Origin of the sequence: Dietzia sp. CH92, assembly GCF_032248695.1 — a bacterium.
In the GTDB taxonomy this organism is placed as follows: Bacteria; Actinomycetota; Actinomycetes; order Mycobacteriales; family Mycobacteriaceae; genus Dietzia.
This window is the reverse complement of the sequence record NZ_JAVHXC010000003.1, coordinates 352,987-375,090: the sequence shown is the minus strand read 5'-3', so window position 1 is coordinate 375,090 and position 22,104 is coordinate 352,987. Positions and strand designations below refer to the sequence as shown.

The following is a 22,104-nucleotide window of genomic DNA, read 5'->3' as shown; positions in this document are numbered from 1 at the left end:
GCGGTCATCCCTGCAGCGCATGTGCCGCCGGTCGCGCTGCCTCGCTGACCCGCGCTGGGTGCATGTACGTCTCGAGGCCGGTTGCGCTGGGGAGGTGGACCAGCAACGCAGCATGGGTCAGGTCGGCAGCGTAGGTGAGCGGACTCCCGCTGGCGGAATGACCGCCGGGCACCGGGCGCGAGGGCTGACCGGCGGGATCACGCGCCGCCCCGCCCACGAGCGCCGGCGAGGAACCGGGAGGCCGCCGCGCAGGAGCGGAAAGACGGCCCACGAGCGGCGCGGCCGGGCGAGACTGGGCGCATGACCGACTCCGCTGTGCCCGACTCCGCTATGTCCGAGACCCGCCCCGCCGTCCGCACCGAGCGACGCGATCACGTCCTCATCGCGACCCTCGACCGCCCCGAGGCCCGCAACGCCGTCAACGGCGAGGTGAGCACCCTGCTCGGCCGGGCCCTGCACGAGGCCGACACCGACCCCGAGATCCGCGCCGTCGTCATCACCGGCGCGGGCGATCAGTCGTTCTGCGCGGGAGCCGACCTCAAGGCCATCTCCCGGGGCGAGGACATCTTCCCCGCCGAGAACCGCGAGTGGGGCTTCGCCGGGATGATGCAGCACTACGTGTCCGTCCCGGTGATCGCCGCCGTCAACGGCACCGCCCTCGGCGGGGGTTGCGAGATCGCGCTGGCCTGCGACCTCGTGGTGGCCGCCGAGCACGCCGTCTTCGGCCTGCCCGAGGTCAAGCGCGGACTCATCGCCGCGGCGGGCGGGGCGTTCCGTCTCCCCGCCCAGCTGCCGCACCGCGTGGCCATGGAGATGCTGCTGACGGGCGAACCGATCTCCGCCGACCGGGCGCTGGACCTGCACCTCGTCAACCGCGTCGTCCCCGCCGACCGGCTGCTCGACGAGGCTCTCGAGCTGGCCGCGACGATCGCCGCCAACGCGCCGCTGGCCGTCCAGGGCACCAAGCGCGTCGCGCTGGGGATCTCCGACGGCGCCCGTCCGTCGGAGGCCGAGCGCTGGAAGGTCAGCGACACCGAGATGATCACGGTGATGACCTCGGAGGACGCGGCCGAGGGCCCGCGGGCGTTCGCCGAGAAGCGCGCCCCCGTGTGGAAGGCGCGCTGAGCCGCCCCCCGCAGCCGGACCGGATGTGCCCCGGGCGGAGCGGTATTACCGTTTCTCCATGAGCCCCGCCGGCCGGACGATCGTGATCGAGGAGGACCTCCACGTCCTCGACGCCGCCACCCGCGAGCTCGCCCCCCGCGCCGGGGGACTCATCGCCCGCCTGCCCGCAGACCACCGCGTGGTCGAGGTGGAGAGCTCGGTGGTGCGGTCGCTCACCCCGGAGACGACCTCGGCGGCCGGGCTCCGCGCCGAGATGCGCCGGCTGCGCGGTGATCTCCGGGACGCCGCGGAGAAGGCGGGGCTGGCCGTGGTCGCCGCGGGCGCGCTGCCGCTCGGCCCCCCGACATCCTCCCTGGAGAACGAGACCCTGCGGTTCCGTCGGCTGCTCGCGGACTACGAGTATCTGGTCCGCGACCAGGTCTACTGCAGCACCGGCGTACGAGTGGAGGTCGCCGATCGCGACCGGGCGGTGCAGGTGGCCTGCCGCACCTCGGCGCACCTGCCCGCGTTCCTGGCGCTCACCGCGAGCTCACCGTTTTTGCGGGACGGGTCGGACTCCGAGTACGCCAGCTACCGCTCCACGGCCGCGTCGCGGTGGCCGACCATCGCCCCGGTGGCGGGGGTCTGCTCGGCGGAGGAGTACGACGCGTTGGTCGACGGTCTGGTGGCCAGCGGGGTGGTCGCGGACGCGTCGATGGTCCGCTTCGGTGTACAACCCGGGCGGGACGGGCGGACCGTCGAGCTGACTGCCTGCGACTCGAGCCCGATCGCGGACACCGCCGTGCTCGTGGCGGTCCTGTTCCGGGCCCTGGTGAACAGGGAGTCGGCGGCGCTCGACCGGGGCGCGCACACCGGGGCGCCGGCGGACACCTCGCTACGGGCGGCGATGTGGCGGGCGGCGCGCTCCGGACTCGAGGGCGACCTGGTCGACCCGGGGACCGCCCGTCCGCGCCCCGCGGCCGACGTCCTCACCGACCTCGTGACCTCCCTCGAGGACGAGCTGGCCGCGTCCGGCGACCTCGACCTGGCCCGCGAGCTGCTGGACGACGCCCTCTACAACGGCAGTAGCGCCTACCGGCAGCGGCAGGTGTTGCGGCGTCGGACCCGCCCGGTCGACGTGGTGGACCTCCTCGTCGCCGAGACCGGCGGCAGCACCGGCACGCGGTCCCCGATGTCGGAGGCGCGCGGCCGCCTGTTCGGCGTCTACCTGCCGCTCGACGGGCTCGACCTGGATCCGAGCTGGGACGAGGCGGTCGGCGCCGACGGCGGGGTGCGCCCCGAGTACGCGCGCGTCGTCGAGCGTCTCGAGCGGTTGGGGACGGTGCGGCTGCGGGCACGGCAGATCCGGGCCGAGCAGGAGGCCGCGGTGGCCGGGGTGACGTTCCGGGTGACCGGGGAGGACCGGCCGCACGTCTTCCCGATGGACTTCCTGCCCAGGATCATCACCTCGGCGGTGTGGGAGCGGCTGGCCGCGGGCGTCGAGCAGCGCGCGAGGGCGGTGGACGCGTTCCTCAACGACGTCTACGGCGACCAGGCGATCGTCGCGGCCGGGCGCCTCGCGCCGGAGGCGTTGGACCGCGCACCCGGCTACCGCAGCACCGGGCGGGTGGTGAGACCGGGCCGGATCCGCGCCCACATCAGCGGCGTCGACCTGGTGTGCGCGGACGACGGCCGATGGCTCGTCCTCGAGGACAACGTGCGGGTGCCCTCGGGAATCGCGTTCTCCCACGCCCACCGGGAGATGACCACGACGCTGTTCGGCGACCTCATGGACGGGTACGACCTCTACTCGCCCGACGAGGCGTTCCCCATGATCAGGCAGACCCTGCAGGCGGCCGCGCCCCCCGCGGCCGGGGACGAGCCCGCGGTGGTGCTGCTCTCGTCCGGATCCACGGACTCCGCGTGGTTCGAGCACCGGCTCATCGCCGAACGGGCCGGGCTCCCCCTGGTCACGCCCGACAAGGTCGCGTTCGTCGACGGCATCCTGCACCGCCGGGACCGGGGCGGACTGCACCGGATCGACGTGGTCTACGCGCGCATCGACGAGGACATGCTGCTGTCCTCGCCCGGCTTCGACGGGGTGCCGCTCCGCGACGGGCTTCTCGAGGCGTTGTTCGCGGGTCGGCTCACCGTGGCCAACGCGCTGGGCAACGGGGTGGCCGACGACAAGGCGATCTACGCCGCGGTGCCGGAGATGATCGACTTCTACCTCGGCGAGACCCCGATCCTCGACCAGGTCCCCACGTTCCTCTGCGCGGACCGGACCCAGCGGGACCACGTGCTCGACCGGCTCGCCGAGATGGTGGTCAAGCCCATCGACGGGTACGGCGGGGCGGGCATCACGATCGGACCCGAGTGCACCGAGGCCGAGCTCGCCGAGCGGCGCGAGGACCTGCTGGCCCGACCGGAGCGGTACATCGCCCAGGACGTGGTGTCCCTGTCGACGCTGCCGACCTTCGACGGCCGCGAGATGCAGCGGCGCCACGTGGACCTGCGGGCGTTCGCGCACCTCCGCCGCGAAGGGGGCCGGACCACCGCGCATGCGGTCCCGGCGGGGCTGACGCGGGTGGCGCCGGCGGGGTCGATGATCGTCAACTCCTCGCGGGGCGGCGGCGGCAAGGACACGTGGATCCTGCGCCCACCCGCGCGAGCGGACCGCGACCCGCGCTGATCAGGCGCCGCTCGCGCGCGGGTGCACGCCCCGACCGGCTCCCTTAGCGTGGGAACAATGACCCAGCGACAACGATGGATCAGGGTCGAGGAGGAACTCCACCTCGTCGACCTCCGGACCCGACGACCGGTGCGCCGCGCGCCCGAGGTGCTCGCCACCCTCGCCGACAGCGCCGACAGCGCCGACAGCGCCGACAGCGCCGACAGCGCCGACAGCGCCGACAGCGCCGGCACCGCCGACTCCGCCGGCACCGCTGACGGCGGCGCGAGCCCCGTGTCGTCCGCACACCACGGTGCTCTCCTGGTGTCCGACGCGGGCGCGCACACGCGGCTCGACGACCTCGCCGAGGCGATCCGGCGCAACCGCCGGACCCTCGGCGAGGCCGCGGAGAGGTCCCACGCGGGGATCGTCGCCGCGGGCTCGCTGGCCTCCCCGGGCGTCGAGTTCGACCCCGGCCCCGGCGACTTCCACCCCGGCCCCGGCCGGGAGTCGCAGACCCGCGCGGCCGCCCGCTTCTCCGTGGTGGTCGAGGTCGCCGACGCGGACGAGGCCCAGTACGTCGCGCGCCGGGCGGTCGCGGTGGCCCCCACGCTGCTGGCCATGAGCGCGAGCTCGCCCTACTGGGCGGACGGCACCGACTCCGGCTACGCCTCCACGCGGACCTTCGAGGCCCGCTGGTCGCCCGCCCACGTCACGGCGTTCGCCACCGACACCGCCGAGGGCCTGCTCGCGGCCGAGGACGAGCTCGTCGGTACCGGTGTCGTGCCGGGCCGGGAGGCGATCGAGATCGACATCCGCCCGTCCCGGGACGGCGCCGGGGTGGAATTCCGGGCGTGCGACTCCTGCAGCACGGTGGACACCCTCGTCGTCGTCGCCGCTCTGTTCCGCGCGACGGTCGACACCCTCCTGGCCGAGCGCGCCGACGGCGCCGGCCCCTGGGACGACCCCTCGCCGGCCGTGCTGGACGCGGCGTTCTGGCGCGCGGCGCGGTCCGGCCTCGAGGGTGACCTCGTGGACGTGGTCAGCGGGGCGCCCCGGCCCGCCACCGAGGTCCTCGTGGACCTGGTCGCCGACCTCGAGTCGCACATCGAGGCCACCGGCGAGGCGGAGCTCGTGCGCGACCTGCTCGACGGGGTCCGCGCGACCGGCACCTCGGCCGCCCGGCAGCGCGCCGCGCACCGCCGTCGCGGTCGGCGGCGGGACGTGGTGTCCGTGCTGCTCGCCGAGACCTCGGGCCGGTTGCGACCGCGCGCGATCTCCGACGACCGCGGCATGCGCTCCATGCTGTCCGCGTACTCGCCGCTCGGCGAGGCCGTCACCGAGGACGTCCACGACGAGGCGATCACCGCCGACGGCGCGCCGCGGCCCGAGTACGTGGACGTGCTCAAGGCCGTCTCCGACCTCGGCCCCGAGACCCTGTGCGACCGCAAGGCCGACGTCGACGACCGCCTGCGCGACCTCGGCATCACGCTCAAGGTGTACGGCCACGACGAGCCGCAGGTCTTCCCGCTGGACGCCGTGCCGCGCATCGTGCCCGCCGACCAGTGGAGCCGCATCTCCGCGGGGCTCGAGCAGCGCGCCCGTGCGATGGAGATGTTCCTCCAGGACATCTACGGCCCGAGCGAGATCACGCGCGCGGGGATCGTCCCGCCCGATGCGCTCGAGCGGGCGCCCGGTTTCCGGCCCACGGGCCGCGCGGTGCCCGAGGGCGTGCTGCACGCCCCGGTGTGTGGCGCCGACCTGGTCTCGACGGGGCCGGGCGAGTGGATCGTCCTGGAGGACAACCTGCGCATGCCGGGCGGTCTGGCGATGGCCGTCGCGCTGCGTGACCGCATCACCGAGGGGTACCCCGAGTTCGGCGCGCGCTCGGAGGTCCACGACCCGCGCGAGGGTCTGGAGATCCTGGGCCGCACCCTGCGGGCGGCCGCGCCGGAGGGGGTGGAGGATCCCCGGATCGCCGTGGTGGTCGCCGAGGACGAGCTGCAGGCGTTCGACATCATCCACGCCGCGGAGGTGGTGGGGGCCGTGGTGGTGACCCCGGATCGCCTGGTGGTCGCGGACGGGAAGGTCTTCGGCGACGACGACGAGGGCCGCCACCCCGTCGACGTCCTCTACGTCCGTATGGACGAGGAGATGCTGCTGTCGTCTGAAGGCGCGGACGGTGTACGCCTGCGCCGTGGGCTGCTCGGCGCGATGGCGGAGCAGGCCGTGGCGGTGGTGAACGCACCGGGCAACGGGGCGGCCGACGACAAGGCCATTTACGCGCGCGTCCCGCAGATCATCGACTTCTATCTGGGCGAGAAGCCCCTGATCGGCCAGGTCGACACCTACCTGTGCTCCGACCCCGAGCAGCGCCGCCAGGTGCTCGACCGGCTCGGCGAGCTCGTGGTCAAGCCCATCGACGGGTACGGCGGGTCGGGGATCACTGTTGGCCCGGAGTGTTCGCCCCGCGAGCTCGACGAGCGGCGCGACGAGCTGCGCCGCGACGGTGCGCGGTTCGTGGCGCAGGAGGTGCAGGCCCTGTCCACGCTGCCGACGTTCGACGGGCACGAGCTGCAGCGGCGCCACGTCGACATGCGGGCGTTCGTCATGCTCAGCCGCGGATCGGCCGGGGAGATCCTCGCCGAGGCGCCGCCGGTGGCCATGACACGCGTGGCCCCCGCGGGCACGATGGTGGTCAACGCCTCCAGCGGAGGGGGAGGAAAGGACACCTGGATCCACCGTGCCTGACATCACCGAGATCACAGAGGAACGAGAATCCCTGGACGTCGCGGGGGCGCCCGTGGACGCCGCCGGCGGGCCGGGGTACATCCGGCACACGTCGTCGCCGTGCCTGTCGCCCGACGGGTCGATGCTGGCGTTCGTGGTCACCGAACGGACCGGCTACCCGCGAGCGGTGCAGCGGCCGCTCGGGCCGGGCGGGCTGGATGGCGCCGGCCCCGAGCGGGACGTGGTGCTGCCGATCGACGGCCCGGTCCGCAAGGTCGCGTACTCGCCCAACGGCAGGTGGCTGGCCTGCGAGGTCGCCCCCGGTGGCGGTGAACGTGAGCGGATCTTCCTCGTCACCACCGACCCCGACGATCACAGCGCCCACGCCGTGGACACCTGGGGCGACGCGACGGTGCAGATCGTGTGCTGGGACGGCGAGCTGCTGGCCGTGACGGCGTTCGACTCCGAGGGCGTCGCCGAGGGCCGCCTCGTGGACCCCGAGTCGGGGGAGAGCACGGTCGTGGACCGGCGGATGGGCGGGGCGCTCGTCCACGCCCGCGACGGGGCGGCCCTGTTCCGGGTGGGCGCCCGCGGCATCCGCGAGCTGCTCCGGATCGTCCCGGACGGCCGGTGGTGGCCGCTGCTCCCGGTCGACACCGGGTCCACGACCGACGCCGGGGTCATCCTCGACGCCGGCGGACCGGATCGGCCGATGCGCATGGTGGTCCGCAGCGACCACTCCGCCGAGCGGACGGGCCTGCTCGCCGTGGAGGCCGGCGAGGACGGCACCACGTCGTGGCCGCTGTCCTACCGCGACGACGCCGACCTCGACACCGTCGAGGTGAGCCTGGACCGGTCGACGGCCGTGCTGCTGTGGAACGTCCGCGACGGCCTCTCCGAGCTGGAGGTCCTCGACATCACGTCCGACCGGCCCCGCGTGATCGCCCGGCCGCCCCTTCCCGACGTGGTCGCCACCTCGCCCACCATCACCGCGGACGGTCGGCTGCTCGCGGTGACGGTCGAGAGCCTCGACGAGCCGCCACGCGTGGTCATGTACGACGTCGCCGCCGGCCGCTGGACCGGACGCGGCCCCCACAAGCCCGACCCTGCGCCCGAGTCGGTGACGTTCACCGCCCGCGACGGCCTCGAGATGAGCGGGTGGCTGTACCGTGCCGCGCCGGAGGGCGAACCCGCCCCCACCGTGGTCTACCTGCACGGCGGACCGGAGGGGCAGTCGCGCCCCGGGTTCAATGACATCGCCCGCCGGCTGCTCGACATCGGGGTGACGTTCTTCGCCCCCAACGTCCGCGGCTCCACCGGGTCGGGTCGCTTCTTCAGCCACGCCGACGACCGTTACGGGCGCTTCGCCGCCATCGACGACGTCGAGGACGCGCTGCTGCACCTGGTGGACGAGGGCATCGCCGACCCGGACCACGTGATCGTGGCCGGGCGCTCCTACGGCGGGTACCTCGTCAACGCCACCCTCGTCCGCCACGCGGGTCGCTGGTGCGGCGGGATCGCGGCGTGCGGGATGAGCGACATACGGACCTTCTACCGCGACACCGAACCGTGGGTCGCGGCGGCCGCCTACCCCAAGTACGGCAATCCCCTCCAGGAGCAGGAGCTGCTCAAGGAGGTCTCGCCACTGCGCCGGTTCTACCGGGTCGAGGTGCCGATGCTGTTCGTCCACGGTGCCCACGACACCAACGTCCCGCCCAGCGAGAGCGAACAGGCGGCCGAGGCGCTGCGGGCGCGGGACGTACCGGTGGACGTGCTGATCTTCGAGGACGAAGGTCATGAATTCGTGAAATTGGCCAACCGGCAGCTGCTCGGCGACCGGGTGGTCCAGTTCTGTCAGGAGGTGTTCGATGTTCGGACGCGGAAAGACCGGGAGTGAGAACGAGAAGCGGGACCCGAGCGGTCTCGAGGACCGGCTGGTGCAGTGGCGACGCCACATCCACACGCACCCCGAGCTGTCGTTCGAGGAGGAGCAGACCACGGCCTACATCGCCGAGCAGCTCCGCGGGATGGGGCTGAAGCCCCGCGAGTTCGAGCTGGGCACGGGCCTGTGGTGTGACGTGCCGGCGGCCGACGGCGCCACCGCGAAGGACGTCGTCGCGCTCCGCGCCGACATCGACGCCCTGCCCATGGCCGAGGAGTCGGGGGAGTCGTTCGCGTCCGAGGTCGAGGGCGTGAGCCACACCTGCGGCCATGACGGGCACACCGCGATGCTGCTCGGTGCCGCCGAGATGTTGGTCGCCGACCCGCCACCGCGCCCGGTCCGCCTCATCTTCCAGCCCGCCGAGGAGACCATGCCCGGCGGCGCCAAGACCTGCGTCGAGGAGGGCGTGGTCGAGGGCGTCGACCGGATCATCGCGCTGCACTGCGACCCCCATCGCCACGTCGGCGAGGTCGGCGTCACCGGCGGGCCGATCACCTCGTCCAACGCCAAGATCGGCGTGCACGTCCACTCGGCCGGCGGTCACACGGCGCGGCCCCACGAGACGCAGGACACCGTCCACGCGCTCGCGCAGATCGTCCTGGGTCTGAACGGCGTGATCGACCGGCGTATCGATCCCCGCTCCGGCACGGTCCTCACCTGGGGGTCGATCAAGGCCGGTGGGTCGGCGCCGAACGTCATCCCGGACTCGGGTGAGCTGTGGGGCACCCTCCGCAGCGCCGACCGCGACGTCTGGGCCACCGCCGAGCCGCTCGTCCGCGACGCGATCGAGCACCTGGCCGCGCTGTACGGCGTGCGGGCCGAGGTCGACTACGTGCAGGGCGTCCCGCCCGTGGTCAACGACGACGAGTGCGCCGAGCTCGCGGCCCGCGCGGTCGAGGCCGTGCTCGGTCCGGAGGGCGTGGGCACGGCCGACCAGTCCAGCGGCGGCGAGGACTTCGCCTGGTACACCGAGGAGATCCCGGGCGTGTACCTGCGGCTGGGCGTCTGGGACGGCGAGGGGGACGAGACGGACCTGCACCACCCGGGCTTCGTGCTCGACGAGCGGGCGCTGCTCCACGGCGCGCGCATCTTCGACGAGTTCGCCCGCCTCGACCGCGACGCCTGACGCGCTCGCGCCCGGCCCGGCCGGGGTGCCCGGCCGCTCTCCGCCCCCCCGCCGAGCATTCCGGCAGCGCGGGTGACTGCACTTACGCTGCGCTGCCGGCTCGCGCTGGGAGAATGCCCGGTTCCGGCCCGGTTGCGCTGCCCGGTAGGACCATTCCCGCAGCGTAGGACAGCGGGGCAGCGCATCCGGCGGGACTTACGCGCCCTCTGCGCCCTCTGCGCCCGCCACGTCAGCGGATGGTGATGGCCGCGTCTCCGGCGGGGACGAGCTCACCGATCACCGGGGCGCCCGGGATCTCGCCGGCCACCAGCAGACCGCCGGAGGTCTGGGCGTCGGCGAGCAGCAGCAGTTCGTCCTCGCCCACCCCTGCGTCGAGGTGCGGGCGCACCCAGTCCAGGTTGCGGCGCGTCCCGCCGCTGACGAATCCGTCGGCGAGAGCCTGCCGCGCGCCCTCCAGATAGGGCACCGCGGCCGAGTCGATCACCGCCGACACCCCGCTGGCGCGGGCCATCTTGTAGAGGTGGCCGAGGAGTCCGAACCCGGTGACGTCGGTCGCGCACTCCACGCCCGCCTCGAGGGCCTGCCGGGAGGCGACGTCGTTGAGTCGGGTCATCGTCTCGATCGCCTCGGCGCTCCCCTCGCCGGTGTTCTTGTGCCGACTGTTGAGCACGCCGATCCCCAGCGGCTTGGTCAGCGAGAGTGGCACGCCGGCCCGGCCCGCGTCGTTGCGTAGGAGGCGAGCCGGGTCCGCGATGCCGGTGACGGCCATGCCGTACTTGGGCTCCGGGTCGTCCACGCTGTGCCCGCCGGCCACGTGGCAGCCGGCCGCCCCGGCGACGTCCTGGGCGCCGCGCAGCACCTCGCCGGCCATCTCGTACGGCAGCACGTCCATCGGCCAGCACAGCAGGTTGATCGCCACGATCGGGGTGCCGCCCATCGCGTAGACGTCGGACAGGGCGTTGGCGGCGGCGATCCGGCCCCAGTCGTACGGGTCGTCGACGACCGGGGTGAAGAAGTCGGCGGTGCTGATGACGGCCCGCCCGCCGGAGATCCGTACTGCCGCGGCGTCGTCGCCGTCGTCGAGCCCCACGATGAGTTCCGCCGCCGGGTCGTGCACCGGGGCGCCGACGAGTCCGGAGACGACGTTCTCCAGCGCGCCGGGCGGGATCTTGCAGGCGCAGCCGCCCCCGTGCGCGTACGAGGTCAGCCGGGCGGTGGGCGGTGCGGGGTCGATGGCCATGGCCCCGACCCTAACCACGCGGGAGCATCGGTGGGCGCGGGCGGCGCGGAACGCCTACCCTCGTGTGGGCAGGGAGGCGTCCGGGCACCTGGTGGTCCCCGCGGTCTTCAAAACCGACGTGGCCGAGTATCTCGGTCAGGCGGGTTCGATTCCCGTCCGCCTCCGCCACAACCGTCTGATGTACGAGCCGCCGAGCGCGGCCACCACAGGGAAGGGGAGCGACGATCGCCGAGCAGCCGCCCGCGGGCCCGACGCGAGCCGCGGCCGACGATCCCCGCCGCCGGATTCCGGCCACCGACGATCCCCGCCGCCGCATCCCGTCCACCGACGCCCTGCTCCGCGATCCCCGCCTCGCGCCCGCGATCGCCGACCTGGGCCGCGACCTGGTGAAGGCCGAGATCCGGCGCGCGCAGCAGCGGGCCCGCTCGGGTGGCCTCGACGCGGGCGGCATCGTCGACGCCGTCATCGCCGCCCTGCCCACCGCCGCGGTGACCCTGACGCGGGTCCTCAACGCCAGCGGGGTCCTCCTGCACACGAACCTCGGCCGCGCACCCCTGTCGGAGGCCGCGGTGCGGGCGCTCGCCGAGGCGGCGGGGACCAACGACGTGGAGCTGGACCTGGCGACGGGACGCCGCGGAAAGCGGGGTCGCGGAACACTGGACGCCCTGCGCGCGGCGGTCCCGACGGCCGGTGACGTGCACGTGGTGAACAACGGCGCGGCCGCCCTCGCGCTGGTGGTCACCGCGCTCGGCGGGCCCGGGCGCACGGTCGTCATCGCGCGCGGCGAGATGGTCGAGATCGGCGACGGCTTCCGCCTGCCCGAGCTGCTCGAGTCCACGGGCACGCGCCTGCGGGAGGTGGGCACCACCAACCGCGTCACCGCCGAGGACTACGCCCGCGCGATCGACGACACCACCGCGTTCGTCCTCAAGGTGCACCCGTCGAACTTCGTGGTGAGCGGCTTCACCTCGTCCGTCCCGCCCGCCGACCTCCGCGATCTCGGCGTGCCGCTGGTGGTGGACATCGGCTCGGGCCTGCTCGCCCCGCACCCGACCCTGCCCGACGAGCCGGACATGACCACCACGCTCGCGGCGGGCGCGGACCTCGTCACCTCGAGCGGTGACAAGCTGCTCGGCGGGCCGCAGGCCGGGATCCTGGCCGGCGACGCCGAGCTCGTCCACCGCCTGCGGCGCCACCCGCTCGCCCGCGCGCTGCGGGTCGACAAGCTCACGCTCGCCGCGCTCGAGGCGACGCTGCGGGGACCGCGCCCGCCCGTCGTGGCGGGGCTCGAGGCCGACCCCGACGCGCTGATGTCGCGCGCCGAGCGCATCGCCGGCCGTCTGTGCGAGGCCGGGGTCGACGCGCGGGCGGTGCGGTCGGTGGCGGCCGTCGGCGGCGGCGGTGCACCGGGCATCGAGCTCCCGAGCGCTGCGGTGGCCCTGCCGGAGTCCTTCGCCGACGCGCTGCGCGCCGGCCGCCCCGCCGTCCTGGGGCGGGTCACCGAGGGCCGGTGCCTCCTGGATTTGCGGGCGTTGCCTCCGGGTGACGACGACGAGCTCGCGGCGCTCGTGCTCCGCGTGGGGGCGCTCGCCTGATGTTCGTCGTGGCCACCGCCGGGCACGTCGATCACGGTAAGTCGACGCTCGTCCGCGCGCTCACTGGCGAGGAGCCCGACCGGTGGGAGGAGGAACGGCGCCGGGGGCTGACGATCGACCTCGGCTACGCCTCGACCACCCTCGACGACGGCCGGACCGTCGCGTTTGTCGACGTACCCGGGCACCGGCGGTTCGTGCCGAACATGCTCGCCGGGGTGGGGCCGGTGCCGGCGGTGATGTTCGTCGTGGCGGCCGACGACGGCTGGATGCCGCAGTCCGCCGAGCACCTCGACGCGCTCGCGGCCCTGCGGGTGCAGCACGGGATCCTGGTGATCACCCGCAGTGACCTGCTGGAGCCGGAGCTCGCGTTGGCGGAGGCCCGGGAGGCGCTCGCCGGGACCCCGCTCGCCGCCATCCCGGCCGTGTGCGTCTCCGCAGTCACGGGCGAGGGCATGGACCGGTTGCGCGCCGAGCTGGCCGAGCTCGGCTCGCTCCTGCCCCGGCCCGACCCCGACGCCGACGTGCGCCTGTGGGTGGACCGCTCGTTCACGATCGGCGGCGCCGGCACGGTCGTCACCGGGACCCTGCCCGCCGGCACGATCCGCGTGGGCGACCCACTCGAGCTCGGGCCGTCGGGCCCGCGCGTCACCGTGCGTGGCCTGCAGTCGCTCGGGCACACGCGGGACGAGGTGACCGCGGTGGCGCGAGTGGCCGTGAACCTCCGCGGGGTCGCCGCCGACGACGTCCCGCGGGGCAGCACCCTGGTCGCGCCGGGCCGCTGGCGGGCGGTCGACACCGTCGACGTGCGGGTCGACGGGCGGACCGATGCTCTGCCCGAGCAGATCATGGTGCATCTCGGCTCCGCCGCGGTGGCCGCACGCGTCCGGCCCCTCGACGAGCGCCACGCGCGGTTGACGCTCTCCGCACCGCTGCCGATGCGGATCGGAGACCGCCTGATCCTGCGCGAACCGGGCGCGGACCGGATCCCCTCGGGCGCCGTCGTCCTGGACCCCGCGCCACCGGAGTTGCGTCGCCGCGGGGCGGCCCGCCGGCGGGCGGACGAGCTCGCGCAGGTGCCCGAGTCGCCGGAGGTGGAGTCGGAGCTGCGTCGCCGCCGTGTCGCGCACGTCGACGACCTGCGGGCGTGGGGCATCGCCGAGCCACCGGCCCGCGAGGCATACCGCGGGTGGCTCATCGACCCGGAGTGGGCGGCCGCGCTGGCCGGACGCCTGGTCGAGGCCGTCCGCGGGCACGACCGCGACGACCCCCTCGAGCCCGGGCTGCCCACGGAGGCCGCGCGTCGCGCCCTCGACCTGCCGGACGCCGCACTGTTGGAGGCGGTACTCGCGCAGCCCGCGGCCGCGTCGCTGCGAGCAGAGGGCGGGCGGGTGACGGCCGGGGGCGGGTCCACGCTGCCCGAACGCGTCCGGGCCTCCGCGGAGCAGGTGGCCGAGCGGCTGCGGGGCGCCCCGTTCGACGCACCCACCGCTGACGAGCTCGCCGAGCTGGGCCTCGGGCCGCGCGAGCTGGCCGCGTGCGAGCGCGCCGGACTGCTCACCGGACTGGGGTCCGGGGTGTGGCTGGGCCCGGACGTCTATGACGAGGCGGTGCGCCGGCTCCGTCAGCTACCACAGCCGTTCACCCCGAGCACGGCCCGGACACACCTGGACTCCTCGCGGCGCGTGGTGATGCCGCTGCTCGAGGCGCTCGCCGCGCGCGGGCTCACCCGCCGCGAGGGCGACGACGGCCACGTGGTGCTCTGACCGGGCGCCGTCAGCGGGCCCGGTCGTCGCCCACCTGCTCCGCGTAGGCCTCGCCGCCACCGCGGGCATCGCGGCGCTCGCGCTGGGGGACCACCACGTACTTCGGGTCCTCCGCCGAGGCCATGCCCGCGTGGAACACCGCCCACCGCGTGCACGCCGACCCGGCCGCCATCGCCAGCCCCGACACCGCGGACAGCAGCCGACTGCGCCGCCCGAGGACCGCGCCCACCGCGCCGGCGCCGGTGAGAATCTGCGCCGCCCGGTGGTATTTCCCGGCCCGGCCCTCGTGCAGGGGCTCGGCGGTGATGCCCATCGACCGCTGCATGATCTGGTCGGCGGTCAGTTCGAGAGCGGCGCCGCCCACCGCCAGCCGACGCGCGGGACCGGTCTCCTCCAGCGGGTTGAGCAGCAGGCCCACCCCGCCGGACGCGGCCGCGGCACTGCCGACGAAGACGAACGGCAGCTCGCGGCGCGCCGCGCTCCAGCTCGGCAGGGACGTGTCGGTGAGCAACACCGCCGTGTACGACGCGACCGCCGGGGCCACGAGCGCCGCGACGATGCCGGCCGGCCGCGACGCGCGGGTGATGAGCTCGGTGGGCAGACGCCGGGCGAGCCTCTCGGGCAGCAGCGGCACGATCTCCTGACCCAGCGCCAGCCCGGCGAACGGCCCGTACGCCGAGAGGATCCACGTGCCCACGCTCATCGGCGAGGTGAGCTTGAGCACCCGCAGCATGTGGTGGAACCGCTCCGGGCGCCCCAGGTCGTGGACCAGGTAATACAAGCTGCCGGTGATCCCGCCGAGCGCGACGATCCGCGCCGAGCGACGCTGGTTCGGCAACCCGGCCAGGTCCGCACCGGCCGCGAGGAGCGACGAGCCACCGGCCAACCCGCCGAGGAAGAGATACGCCGCGATGTCGTACTTCCACGGGGGAGCCTTGACGATCGGCTTGCCGTAGTAGGAGCGGAACTCCGCGGGGGGCACCATGGCCTGCTCGCGGCCGCCCCGGCCCTTTCGGCGGGTCCGGGTGGTCTGCCCCGGGCCGCCGGGAATGCCCGCCTTGTCGTCGTCGCCCATCAGGACCGTCCCCCCGCGGCGAACGCCGCCACGGCCCCGCCGAGCAGGGTCACCGCGGCGAGCGCGGCCTGGCGCCACATCGCGCCCACGTGACGCGTCGTCACCACCGGATCCGGCGGCAGCCCGTACACCTCGGGGTCGTCGAGCAGGAGGAAGAACGCACCGGTCCCACCCACGCCGTTACGCGAATCGTGGCCGTACAACTGCGCGTTCGGTTCGCCGGCCTCGACCAGCTGGTCCAGGCGCCCCGCCGCCCGCTCCCGCAGCTCGTCGAGGTCACCGAACTGGATCGACTCGGTGGGGCACGCCTTCGCGCACGCCGGGGTCTGCCCCTCGGTGAGCCGGTCGTAGCAGAGGGTGCACTTCTGCGCGATGCCCACCGCCGGGTCGCCCGCCGGCCCCGAGCGACGCTCGATCACGCCGTACGGGCACGCCGACACGCAGTACCCGCAGCCGTTGCAGATGTCGCTCTGCACCACGACCGTGCCGAACTCGGTGTGCATGAGCGCGCCGGTCGGGCACACGTCCACGCACGCCGCGTGGGTGCAGTGCTTGCACACGTCCGACTCCATGAGCCAGCGGAAATCCGTGGGCTCGGCGGCGCCCGGGGCCTCGCCCGGCAGGGTCGGCGCCGGCATGCCCAGGTCCACCGGCGCGCTCGGCGCCGGCGCGACGGACGCGGCCGCCACGCGCGCGGGCACCTCCTGCTCGATGAACGCGACGTGCCGCCACGTCGACGCCCCCAGCGCCTGCGTGTTGTCGTAACTCATCCCCGACAGCTCGATGCCGTCCTCGGGGATGAGGTTCCACTCCTTGCACGCCACCTCACAGGCCTTGCAGCCGATACACACGCTCGTGTCGGTGAAGAAGCCCTTGCGCGGCGGCGGGTCGGTGTACCCGTTGTCCTCCGCCGGGTCGATGTCACCGAAGAAGGACCGTCCGAGGTCGGACAGGAAGGCGGACATGGCTCTAGCTCTCCGTTCCCGGTTCGGTGGGCACGCCGGCCCGGCGACGGTACTCCTCGACGAACCCGAGCAGTGCCGGGCCGCGCGGGCGACGTCCCGCGACGATGTCACAGCTCGTCGCCTTGGTCGCGGGGATGGACACGTTGGGGTCGAGCTGCTGCGGCAGCAGGTCGTTGGCGGGGTCGCCGATGCTCACCCCGTTGCCGCCCCAGTGGTACGGCAGCCCGATCTGGTGCAACGTACGGCCGTCGACCTGCAGCGGCGTCATCCGACGGGTCACCAGCACCCGCGCCTCGACCGCCGAGCGGGCGGTGACGATCGTGGCCCAGCCGCCGTTGACCAGGCCCCGCTCGGCCGCGAGTTCCGGCGAGACCTCGCAGAAGAACTCCGGCTGCAGCTCGGACAGGTACGGAAGGGTCCGGCTCATGGCCCCCGCCGTGTGGTGCTCGGTCAGGCGGTAGGTGGTGAACACGAACGGGAAGACGTCCGTGCCCGGGTCGCCGTGACCCGGCTGGGTCTCGTTGTACCTGCCCGGGCGGATCGAGCGGGCCGGGTTGGCGTCCCGGTCCGGGTAGATCGGGTTGGCCACGGGCGACTCCGGCGGCTCGTAGTGCGCGGGCAGCGGGCCGTCGGCCAGCCCGCGCGGGGCGTAGAGCCACCCCACGCCGTCGTCCTGCATGATGAACGGCTGCGCGCCGCCGATGGCGTCCGGGCCCACCGCGCCCTCGGGCGGGACGTAGTCGGGGGACTTGCCGGCCTCGAAGTCCGGCACGTCGTCACCCACCCACCGGCCGGCGCCGTCGTCCGCCTCGGGATCCCAGCGGATCAACGCCTTGCGCTCGCTCCACGGCCGGCCCTGCGGATCCGCGGAGGCACGGTTGTAGAGGACGCGCCGGTTGGCCGGCCACGCCCATCCCCACTCCGGGGCGACGGGGCCCTGCTCGTGCCGCGACTTGCGCCGCGCGGCCTGGTTCACGCCGTCGGCGTAGACGCCGCAGTAGATCCAGCACCCACACGCGGTCGAGCCGTCGGGCTTGAGCTGCGTGAACGCCGACAGCGGCTCGCCGTCGGGGCCGCGGCCGTTGATCTCGGCCAACACCGCCTCGGCGTCGGGCTCGTCCTCGGTGCCCGGCTCCATGGGGTAGTCCCACGTCAGGTCCAGCAGCGGCCGGTCGCGCGGGTCGGTGGAGTCGGCCAGCTTCTCCCTCAGGCGCCGCCCGAGGTGGTAGTAGAACCACAGTTCGCTGCGCGCGTCCCCCGGCGGTTCCACGGCCTGGTGCCGCCACTGCAGTAGACGCTGGGTGTTGGTGAACGTGCCCTTCTTCTCCACGTGGTTGGCGGCCGGGAAGAAGAACACCTCCGTCCCGATGTCCTCCGGGCGCATCTCGCCCGTCTCGATCTCCGGGCCGTTCCTCCAGAAGTCGGCGGACTCGATCATCACCAGGTCGCGGACCACCAGCCAGTCGAGATTGGCCAGGCCGGCGCGCTGCATCCGCCCGTTCGCGGTGCCCACCGCCGGGTTCTCGCCCACGAGGAAGTACCCGCCCCCGCCCTCGTTGACCTGACGCTGCACGGTCTCCGTCGAGTCGGCCTTGCCGGTGAGCTTGGGCAGATACCCGTACGCGAAGTCGTTGTCCTCGGTGGCGGCGTCACCCCACCACGCCTTGAGCAGACTGACCGTGTACGAGCGCATGTTGCCCCAGAAGCCCTGCGCCTCGTCGTCGGTGCCGATGTAGCTGTCCAGATCCTGCTGGCTGTCCGCCTGCGGGGTGGGCAGGTAGCCGGGCAGCAGGTCGAACAGGGTGGGGATGTCGGTGGAACCCTGGATGCTCGCGTGCCCGCGCAGCGCCATGATCCCGCCGCCGGGCCGGCCGATGTTGCCCAGCAGCAGCTGCAGGATCGCCGCGGTGCGGATGTACTGCACGCCCACGGTGTGCTGGGTCCAGCCGACCGCGTAGCAGAACGCCGACGTGCGCTCCCGGCCCGAGTTCTCCGTCAGCGCCCTCGCGACCCGGAGGAAGTCCTCCGTGGCGATGCCGCAGGTCCGCTCCACCATCTCCGGCGTGTAGCGGCTGAAGTGGCGCTTGAGAATCTGGAACACGCACCGGGGGTGCTGCAGGGTCTCGTCCACGTCCGGGTCGGTGGTCGTGGCCGAGGCGCGGGCACCGGCGGCGCCGGGGACCTCCGCGGGCTCGTCGTCGGCGTCGTCGTGGTCTCCGCTCTCGTCCGGCATGTCGTTGGCGCGGCCCTCGTACTGCCACGACTCGACGTCGTAGGTCCGGTCCTCGGGGTCGAACCCGGAGAACAGTCCCGCCAGGTCCTCGGTGTCGAGGAACTCCTCGCCGATGATCGTGGACGCGTTGGTGTAGGCCCGGACGTACTCGTGGAAGTACGAGTCCGTGGTCAACACGTGGTTGATCAGCCCGCCGAGGAACGCGATGTCCGAGCCGGCCCGGATCGGGACGTGCAGGTCGGCCAGCGCGCTCGTCCGCGTGAACCGCGGGTCGACGTGGATGATCGTCGCGCCCCGACGCTTGGCCTCCATGACCCACTGGAAGCCCACCGGGTGGGCCTCGGCCATGTTGGAGCCCTGGATGACGATGCAGTCAGCGTTGGCCAGGTCCTGCTGGTAGTTCGTGGCACCACCACGCCCGAATGAGGTTCCCAGACCGGGAACGGTGGAGGAGTGTCAAATCCTCGCCTGGTTCTCCACCTCGATGGCGCCGAGCGCCGTGTAGAGCTTCTTCATGAGGTAGTTCTCTTCGTTGTCCAGCGTCGCCCCGCCCAGGCTGGCGAGGCCGCGGGTGCGCCGGACCGGGTCACCGTTGGAGTCCGTGTCCTCCCAGAACTCCTCGCGGGAGGCCAGGACACGCTCGGCGACCATGTCCATGGCCGTCTCGAGGTCCAGTTCCTCCCACTCGGTGGCGTAGGGCTTGCGGTGCAGGACCGTGGTGATCCGCTCGGGGTTGGTCACGAGCTGCTTGCTCGCCGACCCCTTGGGGCACAGGCGTCCGCGGGAAACGGGGCTGTGCTCGTCGCCCTCGATCTGGACGACCTTCCCGTCCTTGACGTAAACGTCCTGGGCGCAGCCGACGGCGCAGAACGGGCAGACGCTCTTGACCACCTTGTCGGCGGTCGTGGTGCGGGGCGTGATCTCCAGGGAGCGGCGGGAGCGGGTGGCCGATCCCCGGCCGAGCAGGTCCTCGCCCGTGAACTGGCGCCAGACGGGCCAGTTCCGCGGGGAGCCGCGACGGGCCAGTTGCGGACGCCTCTCCTGCGGCCGCTCGGGGCCGGGCTGCTGCTCCGACATCGCCACCTCCGGTACGCCTCGGGTCCGGCCCCCATGTAACGCCAGTTCACCGGGGGCCGCAACCGAACCGGGCGGATCGCGTCCGGACCGCCCCCGCCGCCGCGCGGCCCCTCCCCGGACCGCCCGGGACCCGCATGATGGTGGCGTGGACGAGCAGAAGACGAGCGATGCCGACACGTACGCGACCGTCGGGCTCATGGCCGATCCCGGTGTGCCCCGCAGGATCGCCGTGGCGATCGCGGACGACCTCGCCGAGGACCTCGGGCGCGAGCTGGGCGGCCGGTGGCGGGTGGAGGTCGACCAGGAGACCCTGCCGCTGGGACCGGAGGGCGAGATCCGTCTCACCGAGCACGCGCCGCGGCTGCTGCGGCAGCACGGGTGGGACTTCCTGCTGTACCTGACCGACCTGGCGACCCACCCCGACGGCGCTCCCGTGCTGTACGACGTCAGCGGGTCGAGGGCCGCCGCCCTGGTGTGCGTGCCGGTTCTCGGCGTGTTCCGCGTGCGGTCGAAGGTCCGCGAGCTGGCCCTGCAACTCGTGCGTGCGGGCGCCTACCGTGACGGGCTCGGCACCCCCGGGACGGACGAGCTCCCCCCTGCGCACCGCCGAGGCGTCGTCAACCGGGCCCGCCTGCTCGCTGGCATGGTCCACAACAACCGGCCCACCCGCATGGTGACGGCGCTGTCCGGCGTGGTGGCCGCGGGTGCCGGGACCGGCGCGTTCGGCATCTTCTACGGCAGCATCGCCTCGCTGGCGGTGGCGCTGCATCCCCTCCGGCTGCTGCTCATCAGCGTGATGGGCGTGCTCACGCTGGTGTTGTGGCTCATCCTGCGCAACGGCCTATGGACGCGTTCGGACGACGGTTTCACCCCCGGCAACCGGCGGATGGACAACGCCGCCACGGTGCTCACCGTGGGGGCGGGGGTCGGGATCATGTACGTCGGCCTGTTGGTGGCGATGTTCGCGCTCGCGGTCCTGGTCATGGACGCGGGCTACCTCGAAACCCAGCTGGAGCGGCCGGTCCGGCTGCTCGACTACGTCCATCTGGCGTGGCTGTCCAGTTGTCTCGGCGCGTTCGCGGGGGCGCTGGGGTCGAACTTCGACGACGAGGACGTGGTCCGCGAGTCGACCTATAGCCTGCGCTGGCACGAACGCCGGAAGATGTTCGACAGCTACCAGAGCCGCGAGGGTGACTCCGACGAGCAGCAGGAGCACGAGCGGATCGAGCGGGAACACGACGAGGCCGAGGAGACCTCCGGGGCGGGTGAGGGGGACGCCTCCGGCGGCTCCGGGGCGGATGAGAGGGACGCCGCCGGCGCCTCCGGCACGGTGGAGGATGACCGGCCGAGAGGGTAGACAAGGGTCATGACCGCCGCACCCACCGACCTCGCCCCTGCACCCGCTGCCCCGACCACCGCGCCGCCGCTGCCGCGCGCCTGCGGCCCGCTCTCGGAGGCCGTGGTCGAGGCGCTGGCCACCGGGCGCACGGACGGGCTGCCGGAGGTGCCGGACGGCGTCGAGGCCCTGGGGCGAGACCTCCAGCTGACCCTCTACACGCTCTACGAGTTGCACTACCGCGGGTTCGAGGGCGTGGACCCGGACGCCGAGTGGGATCCGCAGCTCCTGCGCCTGCGTCGCGACCTGGAGCGGGTGTTCCTGCGATACCTGCGTGACGCGGTGGAGCCGGGGGACGACCCGGTGGCCGAGATGGATGCGCTGTCCGTGGAGGCGACGAGCGGAACCGGGCCGTCGTGGTACTTCAAGGACGAGGGCACGTGGGACCAGATCCGCGAGTACTTCGCGCACCGGTCGCTGTATCACCTCAAGGAGGGCGACCCGCACGCTTTCGCGATCCCGCGGTTGCAGGGCCAGGCCAAGGCCTCGTTCGTCGCGGTGGAGTTCGACGAGTTCGGCGGCGGGCGCGGGGAGCGCGTGCACCAGCAGCTGTGGGCCGATCTCATGAGCGCGGCCGGCCTGGACCCCTCGTACCTCGGCTACATCGACCGGGTGTCCGCGGAGACGCTGTCGACGGTCAACCTCATGTCGATGTTCGGCCTGCACCGGTCGCTGAAGGGCGCCGCGATCGGTCACTTCGCCGCCATCGAGATCACCTCGTCGCCGGGTTCGGCGCGGCTGGTGGCCGGACTGCGTCGGATGGACGCGCCCGAGGAGTGCGTGCACTTCTACGCCGAGCACGTGGAGGCCGACGCCGTGCACGAGCAGGTCATGCGCCACGACGTCGTGGGCGACCTGGTGGCCCGCGAGCCCGAGCTGGCCGTCGACGTGGTGTTCGGCATGCGCGCGCTGGACCACCTCGACGAGCTCGCGGCGGAGAAGATGCTCGCGGCGTGGAAGCGCGGCGAGTCCTCGCTCCTGCCCTGACGCCCCCGCGGCACCGGGCGGCGGCATCCGGTGCGGCCCGCTCAGCCCGCGCCCAGACCCGCTACTCCGGCTCAGCCCCGCGCCCGAAATCCGCTACTCCCGCTCCGGATCCGCTACGCCGACAGGGGTAGCGGATCCCTACTCGGGGTAGCGGATTTTCGGCTGGCGGGCTGGCGCGGCGGGCTGGCGCGGCCCGGCGG

The 22,104-nt window shown here is 73.6% G+C and carries 13 protein-coding genes and 1 tRNA gene; 10 read left to right on the top strand and 4 right to left on the bottom strand.

Annotated features, from left to right (window positions below):
* The first annotated feature begins 300 nt into the window (after nt 1-300).
* The 5 genes from RWK90_RS08140 to RWK90_RS08120 are packed head-to-tail and all read left to right on the top strand — an operon-like array spanning nt 301 to nt 9,573.
* Nucleotides 301-1,125: a crotonase/enoyl-CoA hydratase family protein gene (locus RWK90_RS08140; protein ID WP_314036610.1), complete on the top strand. Its 825-nt coding sequence runs from the start codon at nt 301-303 to the stop codon at nt 1,123-1,125.
* Nucleotides 1,126-1,183: 58 nt separating this feature from the next.
* Nucleotides 1,184-3,796: a carboxylate--amine ligase/circularly permuted type 2 ATP-grasp protein gene (locus tag RWK90_RS08135; protein WP_314036608.1), complete on the top strand. Its 2,613-nt coding sequence runs from the start codon at nt 1,184-1,186 to the stop codon at nt 3,794-3,796.
* A 57-nt stretch (nt 3,797-3,853) separates the two neighbouring features.
* Nucleotides 3,854-6,526, top strand: a complete 2,673-nt coding sequence (locus RWK90_RS08130; RefSeq protein WP_314036606.1) for a glutamate-cysteine ligase family protein — start codon at nt 3,854-3,856, stop codon at nt 6,524-6,526.
* Nucleotides 6,519-8,402, top strand: a complete 1,884-nt coding sequence (locus tag RWK90_RS08125; RefSeq protein ID WP_314036604.1) for a prolyl oligopeptidase family serine peptidase — start codon at nt 6,519-6,521, stop codon at nt 8,400-8,402. The genes RWK90_RS08130 and RWK90_RS08125 overlap by 8 nt, the downstream gene beginning before the upstream one ends.
* Nucleotides 8,374-9,573, top strand: a complete 1,200-nt coding sequence (locus RWK90_RS08120) for a M20 family metallopeptidase (RefSeq protein WP_314036602.1) — start codon at nt 8,374-8,376, stop codon at nt 9,571-9,573. Before RWK90_RS08125 ends, RWK90_RS08120 begins: the two co-directional genes overlap by 29 nt.
* A 229-nt stretch (nt 9,574-9,802) precedes the next feature.
* On the opposite strand, the gene selD is transcribed toward RWK90_RS08120, so the two are convergent.
* Complete coding sequence (gene selD / locus RWK90_RS08115) at nt 9,803-10,813, bottom strand: selenide, water dikinase SelD (RefSeq protein ID WP_314036600.1); 1,011 nt, start codon at nt 10,811-10,813, stop codon at nt 9,803-9,805.
* A gap of 72 nt (nt 10,814-10,885) precedes the next feature.
* On the opposite strand from selD, the gene RWK90_RS08110 reads away from it, so the two are divergent.
* From RWK90_RS08110 to selB, 3 genes are all read left to right on the top strand, one after another.
* Nucleotides 10,886-10,981 (top strand) — tRNA-Sec (locus RWK90_RS08110).
* A 164-nt stretch (nt 10,982-11,145) separates the two neighbouring features.
* Nucleotides 11,146-12,408: an L-seryl-tRNA(Sec) selenium transferase gene (gene selA / locus RWK90_RS08105; protein ID WP_314037104.1), complete on the top strand. Its 1,263-nt coding sequence runs from the start codon at nt 11,146-11,148 to the stop codon at nt 12,406-12,408.
* Complete coding sequence (gene selB / locus RWK90_RS08100) at nt 12,408-14,171, top strand: selenocysteine-specific translation elongation factor (RefSeq protein ID WP_314036598.1); 1,764 nt, start codon at nt 12,408-12,410, stop codon at nt 14,169-14,171. Before selA ends, selB begins: the two co-directional genes overlap by 1 nt.
* Before the next feature lie 10 nt (nt 14,172-14,181).
* Here the strand turns inward: selB and nrfD are convergent, their stop codons facing one another.
* The 3 genes from nrfD to fdh are packed head-to-tail and all read right to left on the bottom strand — an operon-like array spanning nt 14,182 to nt 19,470.
* Nucleotides 14,182-15,246, bottom strand: a complete 1,065-nt coding sequence (nrfD, locus tag RWK90_RS08095; RefSeq protein WP_314036596.1) for an NrfD/PsrC family molybdoenzyme membrane anchor subunit — start codon at nt 15,244-15,246, stop codon at nt 14,182-14,184.
* Nucleotides 15,246-16,211 carry a 4Fe-4S dicluster domain-containing protein gene (locus RWK90_RS08090; RefSeq protein ID WP_259905422.1) on the bottom strand — a complete coding sequence of 322 codons (966 nt, stop codon included), beginning with the start codon at nt 16,209-16,211 and terminating at the stop codon, nt 15,246-15,248. The genes nrfD and RWK90_RS08090 overlap by 1 nt, the downstream gene beginning before the upstream one ends.
* A gap of 4 nt (nt 16,212-16,215) precedes the next feature.
* Complete coding sequence (gene fdh / locus RWK90_RS08085; RefSeq protein WP_314037102.1) at nt 16,216-19,470, bottom strand: formate dehydrogenase; 3,255 nt, start codon at nt 19,468-19,470, stop codon at nt 16,216-16,218.
* A gap of 196 nt (nt 19,471-19,666) precedes the next feature.
* On the opposite strand from fdh, the gene RWK90_RS08080 reads away from it, so the two are divergent.
* Nucleotides 19,667-20,878, top strand: coding sequence for a hypothetical protein (locus RWK90_RS08080; RefSeq protein WP_314036593.1), 1,212 nt, complete (start codon nt 19,667-19,669; stop codon nt 20,876-20,878).
* A gap of 9 nt (nt 20,879-20,887) precedes the next feature.
* Complete coding sequence (locus RWK90_RS08075) at nt 20,888-21,904, top strand: iron-containing redox enzyme family protein (RefSeq protein ID WP_314036591.1); 1,017 nt, start codon at nt 20,888-20,890, stop codon at nt 21,902-21,904.
* Nucleotides 21,905-22,104: the final 200 nt, after the last annotated feature.

Coding starts and splice junctions, on each gene's coding strand:
- RWK90_RS08140 (WP_314036610.1), top strand. CDS start 301: ATGACCGACTCCGCTGTGCCCGACTCCGCTATGTCCGAGACCCGCCCC.
- RWK90_RS08135 (WP_314036608.1), top strand. CDS start 1,184: ATGAGCCCCGCCGGCCGGACGATCGTGATCGAGGAGGACCTCCACGTC.
- RWK90_RS08130 (WP_314036606.1), top strand. CDS start 3,854: ATGACCCAGCGACAACGATGGATCAGGGTCGAGGAGGAACTCCACCTC.
- RWK90_RS08120 (WP_314036602.1), top strand. CDS start 8,374: ATGTTCGGACGCGGAAAGACCGGGAGTGAGAACGAGAAGCGGGACCCG.
- selD (WP_314036600.1), bottom strand. CDS start 10,813: ATGGCCATCGACCCCGCACCGCCCACCGCCCGGCTGACCTCGTACGCG.
- selB (WP_314036598.1), top strand. CDS start 12,408: ATGTTCGTCGTGGCCACCGCCGGGCACGTCGATCACGGTAAGTCGACG.
- nrfD (WP_314036596.1), bottom strand. CDS start 15,246: ATGGGCGACGACGACAAGGCGGGCATTCCCGGCGGCCCGGGGCAGACC.
- RWK90_RS08090 (WP_259905422.1), bottom strand. CDS start 16,211: ATGTCCGCCTTCCTGTCCGACCTCGGACGGTCCTTCTTCGGTGACATC.
- RWK90_RS08075 (WP_314036591.1), top strand. CDS start 20,888: ATGACCGCCGCACCCACCGACCTCGCCCCTGCACCCGCTGCCCCGACC.